20 protein-coding genes and 1 pseudogene are annotated in these 18,878 nt (G+C 61.4%); 12 read left to right on the top strand and 9 right to left on the bottom strand.

Going from position 1 to position 18,878, the window contains the following annotated elements; all coding sequences use genetic code 11:
• Window positions 1–160 (top strand): annotated as a pseudogene (locus AC1DD5_RS22615) (DUF222 domain-containing protein); the annotation flags it as partial.
• Between the two features lie 294 nt (window positions 161–454).
• Window positions 455–1,327, top strand: coding sequence for an NAD-dependent epimerase/dehydratase family protein (locus tag AC1DD5_RS22610; protein WP_477522815.1), 873 nt, complete (start codon window positions 455–457; stop codon window positions 1,325–1,327).
• An 85-nt stretch (window positions 1,328–1,412) separates the two neighbouring features.
• Here the strand turns inward: AC1DD5_RS22610 and AC1DD5_RS22605 are convergent, their stop codons facing one another.
• The 3 genes from AC1DD5_RS22605 to pdhA are packed head-to-tail and all read right to left on the bottom strand — an operon-like array spanning window position 1,413 to window position 5,067.
• Window positions 1,413–2,891 carry a dihydrolipoamide acetyltransferase family protein gene (locus tag AC1DD5_RS22605; RefSeq protein WP_477522814.1) on the bottom strand — a complete coding sequence of 493 codons (1,479 nt, stop codon included), beginning with the start codon at window positions 2,889–2,891 and terminating at the stop codon, window positions 1,413–1,415.
• Window positions 2,888–3,898, bottom strand: a complete 1,011-nt coding sequence (locus tag AC1DD5_RS22600) for an alpha-ketoacid dehydrogenase subunit beta (RefSeq protein WP_477522813.1) — start codon at window positions 3,896–3,898, stop codon at window positions 2,888–2,890. Before AC1DD5_RS22600 ends, AC1DD5_RS22605 begins: the two co-directional genes overlap by 4 nt.
• On the bottom strand, window positions 3,898–5,067 hold the full coding sequence (gene pdhA, locus AC1DD5_RS22595) for a pyruvate dehydrogenase (acetyl-transferring) E1 component subunit alpha (RefSeq protein ID WP_477522812.1): 1,170 nt from the start codon (window positions 5,065–5,067) through the stop codon (window positions 3,898–3,900). Before pdhA ends, AC1DD5_RS22600 begins: the two co-directional genes overlap by 1 nt.
• A 194-nt stretch (window positions 5,068–5,261) precedes the next feature.
• Between pdhA and AC1DD5_RS22590 the strand changes: the two genes are divergently transcribed.
• The 5 genes from AC1DD5_RS22590 (at window position 5,262) to AC1DD5_RS22570 (ending at window position 8,889) form a co-directional block, all read left to right on the top strand.
• Entirely contained in the window at window positions 5,262–5,732 is a 471-nt protein-coding gene (locus AC1DD5_RS22590; RefSeq protein WP_442006251.1) for an Lrp/AsnC family transcriptional regulator, read from the top strand.
• Between the two features lie 57 nt (window positions 5,733–5,789).
• On the top strand, window positions 5,790–6,605 hold the full coding sequence (locus tag AC1DD5_RS22585; protein ID WP_477522811.1) for a hypothetical protein: 816 nt from the start codon (window positions 5,790–5,792) through the stop codon (window positions 6,603–6,605).
• A gap of 129 nt (window positions 6,606–6,734) precedes the next feature.
• The gene (locus AC1DD5_RS22580) at window positions 6,735–7,142 is read left to right on the top strand and encodes a DUF4383 domain-containing protein (RefSeq protein WP_442006249.1); all 408 of its coding nucleotides are present in this window, start codon (window positions 6,735–6,737) and stop codon (window positions 7,140–7,142) included.
• A 60-nt stretch (window positions 7,143–7,202) separates the two neighbouring features.
• Window positions 7,203–7,793, top strand: coding sequence for a hypothetical protein (locus tag AC1DD5_RS22575; RefSeq protein ID WP_477522810.1), 591 nt, complete (start codon window positions 7,203–7,205; stop codon window positions 7,791–7,793).
• 76 nt (window positions 7,794–7,869) lie between these two features.
• Window positions 7,870–8,889: a PHP domain-containing protein gene (locus AC1DD5_RS22570; RefSeq protein WP_477522809.1), complete on the top strand. Its 1,020-nt coding sequence runs from the start codon at window positions 7,870–7,872 to the stop codon at window positions 8,887–8,889.
• Between the two features lie 79 nt (window positions 8,890–8,968).
• Here AC1DD5_RS22570 and AC1DD5_RS22565 read toward each other — a convergent pair whose 3' ends face one another.
• Window positions 8,969–10,600 (bottom strand): solute symporter family protein, encoded by a 1,632-nt coding sequence (locus AC1DD5_RS22565; RefSeq protein WP_477522808.1) that lies wholly within the window; start codon window positions 10,598–10,600, stop codon window positions 8,969–8,971.
• Window positions 10,597–10,977, bottom strand: a complete 381-nt coding sequence (locus tag AC1DD5_RS22560) for a DUF485 domain-containing protein (protein ID WP_477522807.1) — start codon at window positions 10,975–10,977, stop codon at window positions 10,597–10,599. The genes AC1DD5_RS22565 and AC1DD5_RS22560 overlap by 4 nt, the downstream gene beginning before the upstream one ends.
• Window positions 10,978–11,252: 275 nt before the next feature.
• On the opposite strand from AC1DD5_RS22560, the gene AC1DD5_RS22555 reads away from it, so the two are divergent.
• The 5 genes from AC1DD5_RS22555 to AC1DD5_RS22535 all read left to right on the top strand — a co-directional run bounded on the left by AC1DD5_RS22555 (window position 11,253) and on the right by AC1DD5_RS22535 (window position 15,789).
• Window positions 11,253–12,455: a sensor histidine kinase gene (locus AC1DD5_RS22555; RefSeq protein ID WP_442017006.1), complete on the top strand. Its 1,203-nt coding sequence runs from the start codon at window positions 11,253–11,255 to the stop codon at window positions 12,453–12,455.
• A 22-nt stretch (window positions 12,456–12,477) separates the two neighbouring features.
• Window positions 12,478–13,197, top strand: a complete 720-nt coding sequence (locus tag AC1DD5_RS22550; RefSeq protein WP_442017005.1) for a LytR/AlgR family response regulator transcription factor — start codon at window positions 12,478–12,480, stop codon at window positions 13,195–13,197.
• Window positions 13,194–13,556 (top strand): hypothetical protein, encoded by a 363-nt coding sequence (locus AC1DD5_RS22545; RefSeq protein ID WP_442006242.1) that lies wholly within the window; start codon window positions 13,194–13,196, stop codon window positions 13,554–13,556. The genes AC1DD5_RS22550 and AC1DD5_RS22545 overlap by 4 nt, the downstream gene beginning before the upstream one ends.
• Window positions 13,553–15,019 (top strand): sodium/solute symporter, encoded by a 1,467-nt coding sequence (locus tag AC1DD5_RS22540; RefSeq protein WP_442006241.1) that lies wholly within the window; start codon window positions 13,553–13,555, stop codon window positions 15,017–15,019. The genes AC1DD5_RS22545 and AC1DD5_RS22540 overlap by 4 nt, the downstream gene beginning before the upstream one ends.
• A gap of 77 nt (window positions 15,020–15,096) precedes the next feature.
• Window positions 15,097–15,789, top strand: coding sequence for a hypothetical protein (locus tag AC1DD5_RS22535; protein WP_477522806.1), 693 nt, complete (start codon window positions 15,097–15,099; stop codon window positions 15,787–15,789).
• 13 nt (window positions 15,790–15,802) lie between these two features.
• On the opposite strand, the gene AC1DD5_RS22530 is transcribed toward AC1DD5_RS22535, so the two are convergent.
• From AC1DD5_RS22530 to pyrH, 4 genes are all read right to left on the bottom strand, one after another.
• A complete protein-coding gene (locus AC1DD5_RS22530; protein WP_477522805.1) occupies window positions 15,803–16,387 on the bottom strand; it encodes a DivIVA domain-containing protein in 585 nt (194 codons plus the stop codon).
• 21 nt (window positions 16,388–16,408) lie between these two features.
• Window positions 16,409–17,344, bottom strand: coding sequence for a phosphatidate cytidylyltransferase (locus AC1DD5_RS22525; protein WP_431119376.1), 936 nt, complete (start codon window positions 17,342–17,344; stop codon window positions 16,409–16,411).
• A complete protein-coding gene (frr, locus tag AC1DD5_RS22520; RefSeq protein WP_216925335.1) occupies window positions 17,344–17,901 on the bottom strand; it encodes a ribosome recycling factor in 558 nt (185 codons plus the stop codon). The genes AC1DD5_RS22525 and frr overlap by 1 nt, the downstream gene beginning before the upstream one ends.
• Window positions 17,902–18,019: 118 nt before the next feature.
• Window positions 18,020–18,757 (bottom strand): UMP kinase, encoded by a 738-nt coding sequence (gene pyrH, locus AC1DD5_RS22515; RefSeq protein WP_224092194.1) that lies wholly within the window; start codon window positions 18,755–18,757, stop codon window positions 18,020–18,022.
• Window positions 18,758–18,878: the final 121 nt, after the last annotated feature.

Below are 18,878 nucleotides of genomic sequence, written 5' to 3'. Positions count from 1 at the left end.
GAACGGCACCCTGCTCTGCAGCCACCACCACCACGTCATCCACAAAGAACAATGGCGGATCGACATGACCACCGGCGTGCCCTGGTTCACCCCACCACCACACATCGACCCCAAACAAACACCCCGACGCAACCACCACCACACACCCCAGAGAACATAAACCTGCCCGACAATGATGCCGGGTGCGGCCAGCGCGGTGCCGCGGGTATGCCGAAGTGCGCCAGCGCGGTGCCGCGGGTATGCGGAAGTGTGCCGGATGCTCATGGGTGCCGGATGCTGATGGGTTCCGGATGCCTGCGCGCGTATGTTCTTGGGCCGTTCCAGTATTCCTAGGACTCACAGGGCCAGTTTCAGGGGCTGTGCGGGGCGGAAGTGGAGCCTAGGCTGAAGCTCGAACCCATACTGAATCCCTAAAGCAACATGGTTGATACTAGCCACTAACGAGGAGCGCACCATGAGGATTGCCGTAACCGGCGGAAGCGGAAAATTGGGCAGGAGCGTGGTCCGTCGGCTGAGGCAGGATGGCCACCAAGTGCTCAACGTTGACCGCGCAGGCAAGAGGGGCCGCGGCTACGTAAATGTGGACCTTCGCAATTATGGGCAGGTCCTGGATGTCATCCTCGGCTTGGACGACCAACACAGCGGCTTGGACGCGATCGTCCATCTGGCCGCCATCCCCGCACCGGGGTTGGCTCCGGACGCCGCAATTTTTGAAAACAACATGCTCTCCACCTACAACGTCTTTCAGGCAGCGCGGCGAGCGGGCATCAAGAAGGTGGTTTATGCCTCAAGCGAGACGGTCCTGGGACTCCCCTTCGACATCGACCCTCCCTACATTCCCGTGGATGAGGAGTACGCGTCGCGGCCTGAAAGCACGTACTCCCTCGTGAAACACCTCGAGGAGCAGATGGCCGTCCAGCTCACGCGCTGGGACCCGGCGTTGAGCATCACCGCACTAAGGTTCTCCAACGTGATGGACCCCGAAGACTACGACGCCTTCCCGTCCTTTGACTCGGAGGCCACGCTGCGCAAGTGGAATCTCTGGGGCTACATCGATGCCCGCGACGGGGCCCAAGCTGTTGTCCGCGCCCTGGAGAAAGGTGCACCCGGTTTCGAGACCTTCATCATCGCCGCTTCCGACACCGTGATGAGCCGAAGCAGCGCCGAGCTCGCTGCGGAAGTCTTTCCCGGCGTCGAGGTTGTCAAGGAACTGGGCCAGCACGAAACGATGCTGTCCATCGACAAAGCCCGCAGGCTCCTGGGCTTCGAGCCGGAACACAGCTGGCGCGATGTCCACTCCAATCGGACCACGCCCACAGAAGACTGAACGCGCGACGACCCACCCCTTAGCCACAGTTTCCTGCAAGCACTCGTAAAGGGGTGGGTCGGCGCAGCTTCCTACATTCGTGAAGCTAGACCATAGTCAACACCATCGCGGGATCAGACAGGATAGCGCCAAGGTCCGCCAGGAAGCGTGAGCCCTGTTCGCCATCCACCAAACGGTGGTCGAAGGACAAGCTCAGGGACATCACCTGCCGCACGGCGATCTCATCATCCACCACCCACGGCGCCTTCCGCACTGCACCCAAGGCCACGATGGCAGCCTCGCCCGGATTCAGGATGGGCGTTCCAGCGTCGATCCCAAATACTCCGATGTTGGTGATAGAGATGGTGCCGCCCGAAAGATCTGACGGAGACGTCTTGCCGGCACGTGCGGTGTCTGTGAGTTCCGACAATGCTGTGGCAAGTTCCCGCAGGGTCAGGCGATCGGCATCCTTAATGTTCGGTACCGTCAGGCCCCGGGGCGTAGCAGCCGCGATGCCAAGGTTGACGTAGTTGTACTGGATGATCTCCTGGCGCGCCTCGTCCCACCGCGAGTTCAACGTTGGGTTGTTCCGTAGCGCTATCAGGACCGCCTTGGCCGCGATCGTGAGCGGGGTGAGCTTGTAGCCTTCGAACGCTTTGCTGGCCCGAAGCCGCGCGAGCAATTCCATGGTCGCAGTGACGTCGATCGTCAGGAACTCCGTCACATGCGGCGCGGTGAATGCGCTTTGCACCATGGCGGCCGCAGTGAACTTCCGGACACCCTTGATAGGCAAGCGCGTTTCACGCTCGCCGGTCGCTGCGGGCTCTGCTGGTGCTGCGCTTGCGGCTTCCGCTTCACCCGTGAAGTTCTGGACGTCTTCCCGCGTGATCAGTCCTCCCGGACCAGTTCCGTGAACCAACTGCAGGTCAATCCCCAGATCGCGCGCCAGCTTACGGACCGGCGGTGTGGAACGTGGACGCTCAGCCGTGGCTGCGTCAGGGTGAGGGGTTGACTCCCGCGCCACTTCCGCGGGGCGAGCCTGCGGCGTTTCGGCTTGGACGGTTTCGGCTTGGACGGCTTGGACGTGGGCGCGGACGCGGCGCGTCGGCCGTCCGGTGTGCTCGACGACGGCGCCATACCCCACCAGGTTCGGCTCACGTTTGGCGGGACTTGCGGTCGCCCCGCTCGCCTCGACTGGTTGCGACCCGCTGTTCGATCCAGATCCGCTGTTCGATCCAGATCCCCCGTCTGATGCAGGTTCGCTGGTGGACTTCGGTTCGCCGACAGCCTGATGTCCAGCGACAGGTCCGTTGCCCCCGTTGGAGGCTCCGGGGTCGTCCACTTCAAAGGAAACGATCGGTTTACCGACCTCCACCACGGAACCGGGCTGCTCATGCAGGGCCGCCACGACTCCGGCGAAAGGCGACGGCAGCTCGACGACGGCCTTGGCCGTCTCCACCTCCGCAATGACCTGATTGAGGGTGACGGTGTCCCCCACTGCGACCTTCCAGCTCAGGATTTCCGACTCGGTCAGGCCTTCGCCAAGGTCCGGCAGCCTGAATTCCTTGATCATGGTGGCGGTCATCCTTCCAGTCCACTCAGGGAGTTGGGGCGGCCCAAGGTGCGGTCCACGCCATCCAGAATCCTGTCCAGGTCCGGCAAATGGTGCATTTCAAGCTTTGAGTAGGGATAGGGAACATCGAAGCCGGTAATACGGACGGGTGCGGACTCCAGGTAGTTGAAGCAGCGCTCAGTAATGCTGGCCGCAATCTCTGCTCCGAGGCCACCGGATTGTCCGGCCTCGTGCGTGATAACCAGACGGCCCGTCTTGCGCACGGATGCTTCCACCACCGGGTAATCAACCGGAGCCAACGAGCGCAGGTCGATGACTTCCACGGAGACTCCTTCATCAGCCGCAGCCTGGGCCGCATCCTTGGCGGTTTTAACCAGAGGGCCGTAAGCCACCAGGGTGACGTCCGAACCGGCGTTGACCACAGCTGCCTTGTCCAATGGCATCGCTTTGGAGAGGTCGATGGACTCGTCGACGTCACCTTTGTCGTGGTAGCGGCGCTTGGGTTCGAAATAGAGAACAGGATCATCGGAAGCAATGGCCTGCTGGATCATGGTGTAGGCGTCCTGCGGGTTGGACACCGCCACTACCCGAAGCCCTGATGTGTGAGTGAAATAAGCTTCCGGCGATTCCGAGTGGTGCTCCGGCGAGCCAATGCCACCGCCGAAAGGAACGCGGATGGTGATGGGCATCTTGACCCGCCCCTGGGTCCGGTAATGCATCTTGGCCACCTGACTGACGATCTGATCGAAAGCAGGATAGATGAAGCCATCAAACTGGATCTCGCACACTGGGCGGTAGCCCCGGTAGGCCAGGCCCACTGCGGTTCCGATGATGCCGGACTCGGCCAGGGGCGTATCAATCACACGGTGCTTTCCAAAGTCCTTCTGGAGTCCGTCGGTGACACGGAAGACACCACCGAGGGAACCAATATCCTCACCCATGAGGATGACCTTGGGATCGTTTTCCAGTGACTTGCGAAGGCCGGCGTTGATAGCCCGGGCAAAAGTGAGCTGGGACATCAGAGTGCACCTTCCTCGACCGGCTGGTTGAAACTGTTCAGGTAGCACGAATACTGATCCTTCTGGCGTTCAATCCAGGAATTGGGTGTGCTGTAGACGTGGTTAAAGACGTCCAACGGTTGCGGGTCGGGCATGTTGATGCAACCGGTACGGAGCTCGGCGGCAACGGCATCGGCCTTGGCTTTGACTCTGCTCTCAAGGTCTTCGGTGAGCAGGCCCTTGGCGTCAAGGAGCCTCCGCAGACGGAGAATAGGATCCTTTGCAGCCCAGTCCTCCAGCTCATTCGGATCCCGATATCGCGTGGGATCATCGGCGGTAGTGTGCGGACCCATGCGGTAAGTAACCGCTTCGATGAACGTTGGCCCACCGCCGCTGCGGGCGCGGTCCAAAGCCCAACGGGTAGCGGCCATGACGGCCAGGACATCGTTGCCGTCAACGCGCAGGCTGGGGATGCCGAACCCTGTTGGCCTGTCCGCCAATTGAACGTGGGACTGCACGCGGACGGGTTCGGAAATGGCCCAGTGATTGTTCTGGCAGAAAAAGACCACGGGAGCTTGGAAACTGGCGGCAAACACCATGGCCTCGCTCACGTCGCCTTCGCTCGTGGCGCCATCCCCGAAGTAGGCAAGTACTGCCGTGCTGGCGCCGTCCAGTTGGACGCCCATGGCGTAACCGGTGGCGTGGAGGCTCTGGGAACCAATGATGATTTGGGGCGTCGCCATGTTGATTCGCTTTGGATCCCAGGAGTACAGGGCATTTCCCCGCCAAACCTGGGCGATCTCCGAGACATGGGCTCCACGGATGTAGGCGACGCCGCTTTCACGGTAGCTGGGGAAAACAAAGTCGTCGTCGCGCAAGGAACGGCTTGAACCGATCTGGGCTGCTTCCTGTCCCAGCAGCGGCGGCCATAGAGCCAGTTCTCCCTGCCGCTGGAGGGCTGTGGCTTCGGTATCGATGCGGCGGATGACTGTCATGTCCTCCAACAAGGAGCCCAATTGCTCATCGCCGATGTCCTTGATCCAGAGATCAAATTCCGGGTGGCTGATCCGTTCGCCTTCCGGCGACACCAACTGCAGGAGGTTGCCCCCCGTCCGCAAAGGATTATGTGCACTTTGTCCGGGGCGCGGAGCGTCATTTTGCACTCCCTTGCCCGCCTTATCCGTCAACACAGGTGATCGCAACCTTCCGGCTAGGTTTTGTCGGCCCTGCTGGACTTGTGATCCAAGCACAGACCGACCCCCTGGCTCCTTCGCCAGCGTTAATTGTGACCCTACTCACAAGACGCATGGGGTACAACTACCGATGAAAAACTTGAGCATTCTGCCATGTTGGCAGCGGCCAGGCCGTGCTAATCTTGCGCATTATGCAACCTTTGGATGGCACTGACACCCGGCTCCTTTCAGCGATGGCAAAGGATCCCAGAGGGACCGTTGTGGCCCTCGCCCAGAGACTGGGCCTGTCCCGCAATACGGTCCAAGCACGCATGGCCCAACTCGAGAAGAAGCATGCTTTTCTCTCCTTTGAGCGGCGCATCAATCCGGTTGCCCTCGGCTACCCCCTCACGGCGTTCATCACCGTGCATGTCCAGCAACAGAAACTCGCCTCCCTCGCGAAGGATCTTGCGGACATCCCGGAGATCCTGGAAGGTTTTGGCCTCACCGGATCAGCCGACTTGCTCTTGCGGGTGGTGGCGCTGGACGCCGAGGACCTTTACCGAATCAACGGCAAGATCCTTGCGTGCGACGGCGTTGACCGCACCGACACTGCCTTGGCGATGCGGGAAATGATTCCGTACCGAGTGCAACCCCTGCTGGGTCGGCGCTCTGAAGGCTAAACCCCCGGCTTTCACCTGCCGTTTAGTACCTTTTGGCCCTTGCCTGTGGAACCGTGAATGCGATTTGATTCAGATGGACGCATCGGGGGCCGGCCAGCGGTTTCCGGCTACGTGGTGGCGCTGCCGCAGGCTGCCGAAAGGGGCACTACAGTGAGCAACCCGCAGGAACCGAATGGTCGCGACGGACAGCGCAGCGGAAATCAATACGGTGGAAGCGAATACGGCCAGAACCCACCACCCGTTCCGCCCGGCCCCGGGTACTCCCAACCGAACGGGACTCCCCCGCAGTGGCAACAGCCGCCGTCGTCGCCGGGCTCCCAAGGCCAGAACGCCCCTGGACAGTACTCACCGGACCAAAACCCGTACCCGCAAGGCCAGTACCCGCCCGGTCAGTACCCGCAGGGCCAGTACGCGCCCGGCCAGTACGGCCAGCAGTTTCCACCGCCGGCCAAGAGCAGGAAGGTGCTCTGGATTGTCCTGAGTATTGTGGCAGGAGTCATCGTCCTGGCCGTGGTGGGCATCCTGGTGCTGGTGAATGTCGTGGGCAGCGCGACGTCGAAGGCGAGATCGTTGGCTGACGAGTTCACCAACCTGGTTGTTTCAGGGCAAACAGAGCAGGCTTATGACAACTATCTGCACCAGGCCTTGAAGGACGAACTGGATAAGCAGTCCTTCATCGACGGCATTGCCAGCCTGGAACTTGACGACTCATGCAAACCCAATTACAGCTCGGTGAGCGTGAACTCGAACAACGGCAATAATAAAGCGGACATCGCGGGAACCTTGCAGTGCAGTGGCAAGACCATCGATCTCAAGTACGTTTTCGAAGGGACCGACGATCTCAAAATGAGCAGCATCCGCCTCCGTCCATAACGGCGGAAAAATAATCCAGTTTCCACCCATCCGCATCCACTCATGGTCCGAATCACTGTTTGAGAGCCCCGTCCGGGGTTCCACAGGACGGCCGGGAAAGTCCCTGCCATCACCGGAAGGTTCGGACCAATGCGTACTTCGCCCAATCGCTTGATCGCCACCATCTTCGGAGCCGTATACCTCTTGGTAGGCGTGCTCGGATTCTTCGTCACTTCGGGAATCGGGTTCTTCGCCACCGAAGGCGCCAACCTGATCATCTTCGCGGTGAACCCCCTGCACAACGTCATTCACTTGGCCATAGGTGCAGCCCTTCTTTACGCGGGCATGAACAGCGTCACGCTTTCCAAATCCGTTAACAGCGCGGTGGGCGGCGTCTATCTGCTGGTGGGTATCCTCGGCCTTTTCCTCGTGGGTACTTCGCTGAACATCATCGCCCTGAACGGGGCAGACAACGTCCTGCACCTGGCCAGCGCTGTTGTGCTTCTGGGTGTCGCCCTGTCCCAGGACAAGGCCGTCGTCGTCTCGGCCCGCGCCTGATCGCGGAACCCCGCCCACGGAATCCCTGATCGCGGAACCATCGAGACCGAGGACAGCGCCATGGCAGTCAAATATCACCCCACACTGAACGCGGCCGCGTTGTTGTTCGTCTACTTCGCGGCCATGGCCGCCGGGATGGTGGAACTGTCCATTGCGGCTGGCTGCCTGACAGAAGCTGCTGCGCTTGGCTTGGTGGTTGCTGGAATGGTTGCCCTGGCAGCTGGACTCGCTTTCCTGGCGTGGTCTTTATGGGGGCTCCACAGGAACACCCTTGTCTTCGGCCGGCTGGCCTTCCCCGCTCTGGCGGTTGCGGCCGCTACCCACATCGCCGTCGTCGCAGGGGATTTAGCGGCTAGTGAACGCTCGCTTGAAGTGAGCCATCTTGCCGCCTTGGGACTGACGCTGATGGCACTTGGCGGAGGCGGTTGGCTGGGTCGGCAGCAAAAGGCCAACGACGGCGGCGCCCACGGCCTGCCAAGGACCGGGCGGCTTCTGGCAGCCGCGTTCGGGGCCGCCGTCGTTGTTGCGTCAGTTGCCACGCCGGGACTGGCAGCATCCATGGCAGGCCAGCACGCCGTCCCCCACGGCGAACACGGCCAAGCCCCCTCCGAAGGCACACCTCCAGCACAGATTCCAAGCCACCACCACTAGTGGCAATCGCCCGAACCGGCGCACCATCAACATTGCCCACTGTTGATGGTGCGCCCGGTTCGTGGATCATGGAGCCATGGATCCCGTTGAGGCGCTCGAAGAAATCTCCTTTTGGTTGGAACGTGGCCAAGCCCCCACCTTCAAGGTCCAGGCCTTCAGGAAAGCGGCCGACGCCGTTCGGCAGCTTCCGCCCGACGAGTTGGCCAGGCTCGTCCGGAACGGAAGAGTCACGAGCCTGAAAGGTGTTGGGGACCGAAGCGGTGAAGTCATTACCCAGGCTCTGGAAGACAGGGTGCCCGATTATCTGGCCGACCTTCGCGCGCGTGGCGCGGAATCCTTGGCGTCCGGCGGCGACACCCTCAAGGCTGCGTTACGCGGCGATCTGCACAGCCACAGCAATTGGTCCGACGGCGGCTCACCGATTGAGACCATGGTGGCTGCCGCCAAAACCCTGGGCCGTGAGTACCTTGCCCTCACTGACCACTCCCCCAATCTGACCATCGCCAATGGCCTCAGCGTTGAACGGCTAGAGAAACAGCTCGGTGTGGTGGAAGGGATCAATGCCAATCAGGACGGATTCCGCCTGCTCAAAGGCATCGAAGTGGACATCCTGGAGGACGGGACCCTGGACCAAACGCCGGAAATGCTGGACCGGCTGGACGTGGTGGTGGCCAGTGTCCACTCGAAGCTGCGCTCGGACAAGAAGACCATGACCAAGCGGATGCTTGGCGGAATCAGCGATCCCCACACGAACGTCCTGGGGCATTGCACGGGCCGTCTCGTTCAAGGATCGCGCGGCACCCGTCCTGAGTCCGAATTCGATGCCATGAAGGTCTTCACCGAATGTGCCGAGTGGGGCGTCGCCGTCGAAATCAATTCACGGCCGGAGCGGCAGGACCCTCCGGACGCGTTGATCAAGATGGCGCTGGACGCCGGCTGCCTCTTCAGCATTGACAGTGATGCCCATGCCCCTGGCCAACTCGATTTCCTTCAGTATGGCGCCGAACGTGCCGAGGCACTTGGGGTGCCTAAGGAACGGATTGTCACCACATGGCCTTTGGAACAGTTGACCGAATGGCTCAGCCTCAAGAGGTGATTAGTCCTGGCATGCCCGAGGGCTCCCCCGCCGTTTGGCAGAAGGAGCCCCCGTGTTTGGCCCGGATTCTTGTTGAACTTTAGTGATCCACCGCTTTCTCTGCACCAATACCTGTCAGCGAGCGGACTTCCATCTCCGCTTGCTTGGCCGGATCCTCACGGCGCTTGTCCAGGACGGTCCCCAGCCAGCCCAGCAGGAACGCAAGTGGGATGGAAACGATGCCCGGGTTGCTCAGCGGGAAGAACGCGAAGTTGGCTCCCTGGATCATGGACGTCTTTGCACCCGAGACCACGGGCGAGAACGTGATGAGCAGGATGGCAGAAGCCAAGCCACCATACATGCTCCATACGGCACCCTGTGTGGTGAACTTCCGCCAGAACAACGAGTAGACGATTGTTGGCAGGTTGGCCGAAGCTGCCACTGCGAAGGCAAGAGCCACCAGGAAGGCGACGTTCTGGCCGTTGGCGAAGATTCCACCGAGGATGGCGAGAATACCGATGACCACTACGGTGCGCCGGGCCACCTTGACCTCTGTGGTGGCGTCGGCCTTGCCCTTAGAGATGACATTGGCGTAGATGTCATGGGCAAAGGACGCCGCAGCTGTGATGGTCAGTCCCGCTACCACTGCCAGGATGGTGGCGAAAGCGACGGCGGATATGAATCCGAGCAGCAGCGGCCCACCGAGGTGGAAGGCCAGCAGGGGTGCGGCAGAGTTGACGCCGCCGGGTGCGGACTTGATCGTGTCTGCTCCAACCAAAGCCGCTGCGCCGTAACCCAGTACCAGCGTGAACAGGTAGAACAGGCCGATCAGCCAGATCGACCAGACCACGGATTTGCGTGCTTCCTTGGCTGTGGGAACCGTGTAGAAACGCATCAAAACGTGTGGGAGGGCAGCTGTGCCGAGGACCAGCGCCAAGCCCAGGGACATGAAATCCAGCTTGGACGTCTCCGTCTTCCCGTACTGCAGGCCTGGGTTGAGAACGGCCGGGTTGTTGGCGGCCTCGGCCGCGGAACCGAGCAGATTGGAGAGATTGAAGCCGTAGATCGCCAGCACCCAGGCGGTCATGACTGCAGCTCCTGCGATCAGCAGGATGGCTTTGATGATCTGCACCCACGTGGTGCCCTTCATGCCGCCGATCAGGACGTACATAATCATCAAGGCGCCGACGACGATGATCACCAAAGCTTGTCCGCCCCAGTCGCTGATGCCCAAGAGGAGCGAAATCAAGCTACCGGCTCCCGCCATTTGCGCTAGCAGGTAAAAGAAGCAAACCGCAAGGGTGGAGAGGGCTGCCGCTATTCGGACGGGACGCTGGCGCAGTCTGAACGACAAGACATCGGCCATGGTGAACTTGCCGGTGTTGCGCAAGAGCTCGGCGACAAGGAGCAATGCCACCAACCATGCAACGAGGAAGCCGATGGAGTAGAGGAACCCGTCATATCCGTTGATAGCAATGGCGCCAGTGATACCGAGGAACGAGGCCGCCGAAAGGTAGTCGCCCGCGATCGCTGTACCGTTCTGTGAACCGGTGAAGGAACGGCCGGCCGCATAGTAGTCCGCCGCGGTCTTGTTGTTCCTGCTGGCCCGGAAGACGATCACCATGGTGACGGCCACGAAGAGCGCGAAAATACCCATGTTGAGGAGCGTCGTATCCTTCAATGCGGCGACGTTGACCGCGGGGACAAGGGTGCTGATGTGGTTCGTGGTCATTTGGCTGCCCCTCTGATCACATTGCCATCCTTATCGAACTGGTGGCCCTCGATCTCGTTGCGGATCTCGGCAGCGATGGGGTCCAGCTTCCGGTTGGAGTAGCTCACGTACCAAGCGGTGATGCCGAACGTGGTGACAAATTGGAGCAGTCCGAGGATCAGGCCGACGTTGATGTTGCCCCAAACTTTGATGGACATGAAGCCGACGGCGTAGTCGGCCAAGAGAACGTAGGCGAAATACCAAAGCAGGAACGCCACTGCCATTGGGAAGACAAAACTGCGGTGCCGCTTGCGCAGCGTCTTGAACCGTTCCGTTTGCTGGACTTCCTGGAAGTCCACGGACGCTGTTGCGTCCTGGGGTTGGGCCTCATTACCCATGGTTCCTCCTGATTGTGATGTGTCCACATCAGCTCCACACGCTTTGCCAATGTGACTGCAATCACTATCGAACGCGCCGTGCCAGTGGTTCCAGAGAACCAGCTGCCACCGTCGCCCAACGGTCAGGATGCTGCGCCGAACGGTGGGATATCGGAGAACGTTGGGAAAAACGGCGCTGGAAGTGATCGAGCATCGGGAAGAAACCCGGTGGGATATGGGAAAACGTCGGGAAAAACGGCGCAGGATGTGAGCGGGCATCCCGCTACGCTGGCTCTATGCCTGACTCCCCGCTCTTCACCGCAGCTGCGATCGCCGTGATCGTGCTGGCCGTCGCCGTCGTCGTGGGTGTTGGGTTGAAGGTGATTCGCTCCTTCCGGGACCTTGGTACGGATGCTGAACGCGCCACCTACAACACACTCCATGCAGCCTCGCGTGCAGGGCAGCACCTGCGTGGCGGACTGCAAGCCTCTGGCGCGGCCAAGGCGAGCAAGCAACTGCGAATGCTCCTCGGCTGTGATGCGTTGGCCATCACGGACACCGGTTCGGTCCTTGCATGGGATGGGGCTGCCGAGGAGCTGAGGCCCTCCCTCATGCGTCACGCCGCGGAGGTGCTGGCGACGGGCCGGACTGCCGTGGTGCCCCACGCAGGGCATTCGGCGCACGCAAAATCCGAGCACGGCCACCATGACTTCAGTGCCGTTATTGCCCCCATCCGTGCTGGTTCCAGGGTGGTCGGATCGGTGGCTGCCCTTGCGCCTGCGGCTGGCGCCGGACTGGTAAGGGCCACCAGCGAAGTGGCTGACTGGATTGCCGCCCAGCTTGAGCTGGCTGAATTGGAGGCGTCGCGGACTCTGCTCATGGAGGCAGAAGTCCGGGCTCTTCGTGCTCAAATCAGCCCCCACTTCATTTACAACTCCTTGAACGCCATCGCTTCTTTCATCAATACAGATCCAGCACGGGCCAGGGAGCTCGTGGTGGAATTCGCCGACTTCACCAGGTACTCCTTCCGCAGGCATGGCGACTTCACCACGGTGGCCGAGGAACTGCGCTGCATCGACCGCTACCTTCTTCTGGAACGGGCCCGGTTCGGCGAGCGCGTGCAGGTGAGCCTTCGGATCGCACCCGAAGTGCTGAGCACCGTCATACCGTTCCTTAGCCTGCAACCGCTGGTGGAGAACGCGGTCCGGCACGGCCTTGAGGCGAAGGAAGGCCCCGGACACATCACCATTTGCGCCAATGATTCCGGCGCGTTCGCCGAGGTCACCATCGAGGACGACGGTGTGGGGATGGAACCTGAGCACCTGCGGTCCGTGCTTGCCGGACATACGGACGGTGAGCACGTGGGCTTGCGCAACGTGGACGCCCGCTTGCGGCAGGTCTATGGGGACGAGCACGGCCTCGTTATCGAAACGGCCCCCGGTGAAGGAACATTGATCACCATGCGGGTGCCCAAATCCCAGCCAGGACATGACGCCTGACACACCGGGCTAATCTTTAATCATGATCAACGTGCTCGTCGCTGATGACGAACTGCCTGCCGTGGAGGAGCTCGCTTTCCTGCTGGGGCGGGATGCGCGCATCGGGACCATCCATCGCGCCTCGTCCGGGGCCGAGGCTTTACGGATCCTTGACCGGGAGTCCGTTGACGCCGTGTTCCTCGACATCCATATGCCGGCCCTATCTGGTTTGGACATCGCCCGCGCCATCGCGCGCAGCAGCAGCCCGCCCGCCGTCGTGTTCGTCACCGCTGACGAAGACTGCGCGTTGGAGGCCTTTGACCTCGCTGCCATCGACTATCTCCTCAAGCCGCTCCGTGCCGAGCGGCTGGCACGATCCGTGGACCGGATCAGCGAGCTGATCAAGGACGGCGCTCCTGCTCCCGAAATGATCACGGTGGACTTGGGAAGCACTACACGCATGATCCGTCGGGATGATGTCAGCTACGTGCAGGCGCAGGGCGATTACGCCAGGCTGCACACAGCCGAAGCCAGTTACCTGATCCGCGTCCCGCTCAGCGATCTGGAACAGAAGTGGGCCGAAGCCGGTTTTATCCGGATCCACCGCAGCTACCTGATTGCCTTGGACCATGTGGGGCATTTGAAGCTTTCTGCGACTGCCCCCAGCGTAAGAGTGGCTGGCGCGGAACTGCCCATTAGCCGGCGCCACCTGCCATCGGTGCGTGACAAGCTGCAATCCACCCGCATCCGGCCTCAAGGATGACGCGCGTTCGGGTCACGGCACCACACCAAGCAGCCATACCGACCCCCACCCGGTTCCCTTACGGTGGCGAAGTCGCCGAGGATTCGGACGCGGGACGCGTTTTCGTCCGTTCCCTCATCCGCTCGCAACTGCGGCTCGCATTGGTGGTGGCCTGCGGCTTCCTGCTCATTCTCGCTGCGTTCGCCCTGTTGCTGGTCTTCGGACCAGGGGTGGCCGAGACCCGGATCCTGGGCATTCCGCTCGACTGGCTGTTGCTGGGGCTGGGGATCTACCCCGTGATCGGCCTCAGCGCCTGGCTGTACAACCGCGCGGCCGCACGCAATGAAGCCCGATATCGGGACCTTGTGGAGGACAAGTGAACCCTGCTGTTGGTTTGGTCGCCTTTCTGGCAGTTTCGATCACGACGGCGGTCATCGGCTTCTATGGCCTGCGCATCTCACGCACTACTGGAGACTTCTACGTTGCCTCGCGCACAGTCCCGCCGTGGTGGAATGCCTCCGCGATTGGCGGCGAATACCTGTCCGCCGCGAGCTTCCTGGGCGTCGCGGGACTGATCCTGCTCTCCGGAACCGATGCCTTGTGGTTCCCTGTTGGTTACACCGCTGGTTACCTCATGCTGTTGCTTTTCGTTGCCGCTCCCCTGCGGCGCTCTGGCGCGTACACCATCCCGGACTTCACCGAGGCGCGCCTGGATTCCAAGATGGTTCGACGCGTCACAAGCCTGGTAGTGGTGGCCGTCGGCTGGCTGTACATCGTGCCCCAGCTTCATGGCGCTGCGCTCACCATCCGCATCACCACGGGACTGCCGTCTTGGGTAGGTTCGACGGCGGTGGTGCTGGTGGTGTGCCTCACGGTGGTGGCAGGTGGGATGCGGTCCATTACGTTCGTCCAGGCTTTCCAGTATTGGCTCAAGCTGACTGCGTTGGCCGTTCCCGTGATTTTCGTGCTCCTGGTGCTGGCTGGAAACGACACCCCGCACCAAGCCCAGCTCCCGGTCAATCCCACTGGCCAGCCAGCCGCCAGCGCCTACCAGAACATTTCGCTCCTGGTGGCACTGCTCTTCGGGACGTTGGGCCTGCCGCACGTCCTGGTACGGTTCTACACAAATCCAGATGGACAATCGGCACGCCGCACCACATTGATCGTCCTTGGACTGCTCTCTGTGTTCTACCTCTTCCCCACGCTGTCCGGCGCTCTGGGAAGAATCTTCGCCCCGGAGCTGGCACAATCAGGACAAGCCGACGCCCTGGTCCTGCTGTTGCCTGGCAAGCTCGTGGGAGGAACAGCCGGCGAACTCCTCTCAGCCCTCGTGGTTGCCGGCGCCTTCGCCGCGTTTCTGTCCACCACGTCCGGGCTGGTCGTTTCGCTCTCAGGCGTCATCAGCCAGGACCTCTTTGGGGGAAGCGTCCGGGGATTCCGCCTCGCGGCGCTGCTTGCCGCCGTCGTGCCTTTGGGTTTTGCTTTCATGACAGACACTCTGGCCTTGGCCGGGAGCGTTGGACTGGTCTTTGCCTTTACGGCCTCCACCATTTGTCCCGTGTTGCTGCTGGGAATCTGGTGGCGTGGGCTGACCGATGCCGGGGCAATTGCGGGGATGGTGACCGGTGCGCTGCTGTGTGGCGGGGCCATGGTGATGGGCACTGTCATGGGCCAGGGCAATGCTCCTGCCTGGTTGGCGCAACCGGCTGCATGGACGGTCCCCGCTGCTTTCGCAGTGACGGTGGCAGTCTCCGTCTGGACCAAGAACCGTGTGCCGGCTTCCGTGAACCGCGTCATGTCCCGCCTGCACGTTCCAGAACGGCCAGTGGCTACCGAACGCTAGGAAGCTGCACACAAGGCGGCGCCCTGTTGTATTGGCACCCTGTTGTCCGGGCATGGCGCAAGGTGGACAATGACGCCATGTCCGAGGAACCGGGTGCAGCCAGCCCCGAACCGCCCATGACCCTACCGGCGTTGTCGCCCAGCATCAGGGCCCAGCTGCTGGCCACCGAACACTGGAGTCTTCTTGCTTCAAGAAGCACTACACAAGGTGAGGTACTCACGCGCATCAGCATGTTCCTGACGTTCACATCGGCCAGCCTGCTGAGTGTTGCCCTGGTGGGACAAGCTACGCAATTCTCCGAAGCCTTCAGGGCATTCGCGCTGACCATCCTCACCATCGACCTCATGGTGGGGCTGTTAACCCACATACGCGTCATCAGCGTCGGAATGGAGGATCTGATGTACGTCATCGCCATGAACCGGTTGCGAGCCGCGTACGTGGAGCTGGACCCTGGCATGGCGAAGTACCTTATGGCTGCGTCCCACGACGACGAGGAAGGTTCGAAACGTACGTACTACTTCTTCGGCGGCAGGAAGGACTTCAGCCAAGTGGCCGGCAGCAGCATGATATTCATGGCAACTGTAAACGCAGCACTGATCGCCTTGTTGGTTGGCTCGGCGCTGTTGGTGGCAGGACTGCCAGCCGCTGTCGCGGTGGGCGTTGCCGTCGTGGCAGCACTGGCTTTTTTCGTTACAGTGCTGGCTCGAGGGAGGCGCCGTTACCTCGATGTGTGGAAGAACAACCCACCCATCTCCCCAACACCACGTTAGTTTGGAGGCCTTCTCAGTCGATGGCCGCCATCAGTTCAACCACACGATCAAGGAATGCATCCACCTGGGCCTCGTCATAGCCTTCCTCGCCCTTGGCGGCGCGGAAGACGGCGCGGCGAACGGTGTCGACGCTGAGGGGCTGGTCGTGTTCCAGGTAACCGATGAGTTCGGCGCAGAGTGCATCCACGTCCTGGACGTTGTAGCTGCGGACTTTCTTCTTGGCCGGGCGGCGGAATCGTTCGCCGTCGGGCCGGTGCAGCCGTCCGCGAAGGATGCCGGAGAGCTTACCGATCTGCCGCAGCCAGGCTTCCTCGCCCTGCTGGCTGATGAGGTCATCGCGTTCCCGCCTTGCGAAAGCGTCTTCAAGCCGATCCAACGCGGCGTCGACGCTGTTGGCATCGTAACCACCCTTGACCGGGTCAAAAGCTACATCGCGTACATCCGTGCTGGCCACTTGATCGGCGGCACCCACAGGGTTCTCGAAAGAAGTCCTGGCACGGCTAAGGAACGCATCCACTTGCTTGGCGTTGTAGCCATACTTGCTGCGCTCAACGCGATCGAACGTTGCGGGAATCTGGCGACGAATATCCAAAGTCACTAATTTTCCTTCATCGGGGTGTCAGACGCCGCTCAGCAGCGCGAACAGAACATAGGCTACAGGGGCCGCGAAGACGATCGAGTCCAATCGGTCCATGACGCCGCCGTGGCCGGGAAGGATGCTGCTCATGTCCTTCACGCCAAGTTCGCGCTTGACCATGGATTCGGCGAGGTCTCCCGCCGTCGAAGCAGCAACCATGCCGGTAGCCAGCACCAGGCCAACCCACCACGGTTTGTCCAACATGAGGACACACGCAAGAACACCAATGATCATGGCGCCTGCGACAGAACCGGCAAATCCTTCCCAGGACTTTTTGGGACTGATTTTCGGTGCCATCGGGTGCTTCCCGAAGGAGGCGCCCACGATGTAACCGAACGTGTCATTCGATACGACCAGGAGCAGCATGGTGGCGATCTGCCAGGCTCCACCTGGAATGCCGTCCGGCCACAAGCCGACCGGAGTAGCGCCACCGCTGGCATGCAGCGGGAGCGCGGCGAAGCTGATCAGGAACGGTATCCAAGCGAGAGTGAAGACACCCGCGAAGACGCTGCGGGGGGCACCTGCGGCACTCTCAATGGAGCGCCACAGCAGCACTGCGACGCAGCTTGCCGTCATGGTGAACAACAAGCCTTCCAAACCGCCAAAGTAGGCGGAAACAGGCATCACCAGGGTCCCGATCATCACTGGGATGATCGGCATCCTGGTCCCCTGGGCCTCGAGGGCCCTGAAAACTTCCCAAACGCCCAGCACCGCAAACGATGTTGTGAGCAGGACGAATCCGAGCGGGAGGAACAGCAGTCCCCCAAGCACGGCGAAAAGCATGGCAAGCCCGACGCCGATGGCAGCCGGAAGATTACGGCCTGCCTTCGGCGTCGGGTTCCCTCGCAGACGCCTGACGCGTTTGCTCGTATCGCGTGTCGGGACCCGCCCAGCGGGTGCCGGCTCTGCCTGGTTCATTAGACCTCGAGCAGCTCGGCTTCCTTGCGCTTGAGCAGTTCGTCAATGCTGTCGACGTGCTGCTTGGTGATGGCGTCGAGTTCCTTCTCACCGCGTGAACCTTCGTCCTCGCCGGCGTCGCCGTCCTTGACGAATTTGTCGATAGCGTCCTTGGCCTTGCGGCGGATGCTGCGGATGGAGACCTTGGCGTCTTCACCCTTGCCCTTGACGATCTTGACGTATTCCTTGCGGCGCTCCTTGGTGAGCTCCGGGATGGTGACACGGATGATGTTGCCGTCGTTGGAGGGGTTGGCGCCAACCTCGGAGTCGCTCAAGGCTTTCTCGATGTCACGCAGTGCCGTTTTGTCGTACGGCGTGATGAGGATGGTCCGTGCGTCCGGAACTGCGAAGGATGCGAGCTGCTGCAGCGGAGTGGGTGTGCCGTAGTACTCCACGATCACCTTGTTGTAGAGCCCTGGGTTTGCCCGGCCCGTACGGATCGAGGCGAAATCTTCCTTGGCTACCTCAACCGCCTTGTCCATCTTCTCGCCGGCTTCGAGCAAGGTCTCTTCGATCACGGGTTTCTCCTCAGAAAATAGTCGCTGCCCAACTGCGGGCGGCAATGCACGTTACAGGAATGCACAGTAAAGATCCGCCACGAGGGGCGGACGGTCCTAAGAAATATCCTAGCCGCTGCTAGGGAGTAACCAGGGTTCCCAGCGTTTCACCCAGGATGGCGCGGGTAACGTTGCCCTCGCCCTCCATGCCAAAGACCACCATGGAGAGGTTGTTGTCCTTGCACATGGTCATGGCTGTCTGGTCCATGACACGGATGTCCCGGCGCAGGGCGTCGTCATAGCTGAGGACATCAAGCTTTTCGGCGGAGGAATCCTTCTTGGGATCTGCGGTGTAGACGCCATCCACACCGCTCTTGGCCATCAGTACGACGTCGGCGTGGACTTCGAGCGCACGCTGTGCAGCTACTGTGTCCGTGGAGAAGTACGGCAGACCGGCTCCTGCACCGAAGATGACCACGCGGCCCTTTTCCATGTGGCGGATGGCCCGGCGAGGAATGTACGCCTCTGCCACCTGGCCCATGGTGATGGCGCTCTGGACGCGGGTTTCGACGCCCGCCTGCTCCAGGAAGTCCTGCAGCGCGAGGCAGTTCATGACCGTGCCAAGCATGCCCATGTAGTCCGCACGGGAACGGTCCATGCCGCTCTGGGATAGTTCGGCTCCGCGGAAGAAGTTTCCACCGCCAACCACAATGGCTACTTCGACGTCAGCGACGGCAGCGGCGATCTGCTTGGCGATAGCGCGGACGGTCTCAGGATCGACGCCGAGCTTGCCTCCGCCGATGACCTCGCCGGAAAGTTTCAGAAGTACACGGCGGCGGGTCTTCTCGGGCTGGATTGCAGTATTGACGGTTTCCATGGTGCCTTCCCGTTGGTGGACTCTGGCTAGATTATCGTGCTGTGGGTCCGCGCAGATACTACCCGGACGGGTGCATGAAAAAGGGGCGGCCACCGAAGTGACCACCCCTTTTCATGAATTA

This window comes from Paenarthrobacter sp. 10L420 (assembly GCF_056395385.1).
Note: the sequence above shows the minus strand (reverse complement) of the source record. Positions and strands in the feature narration are given on the sequence as shown.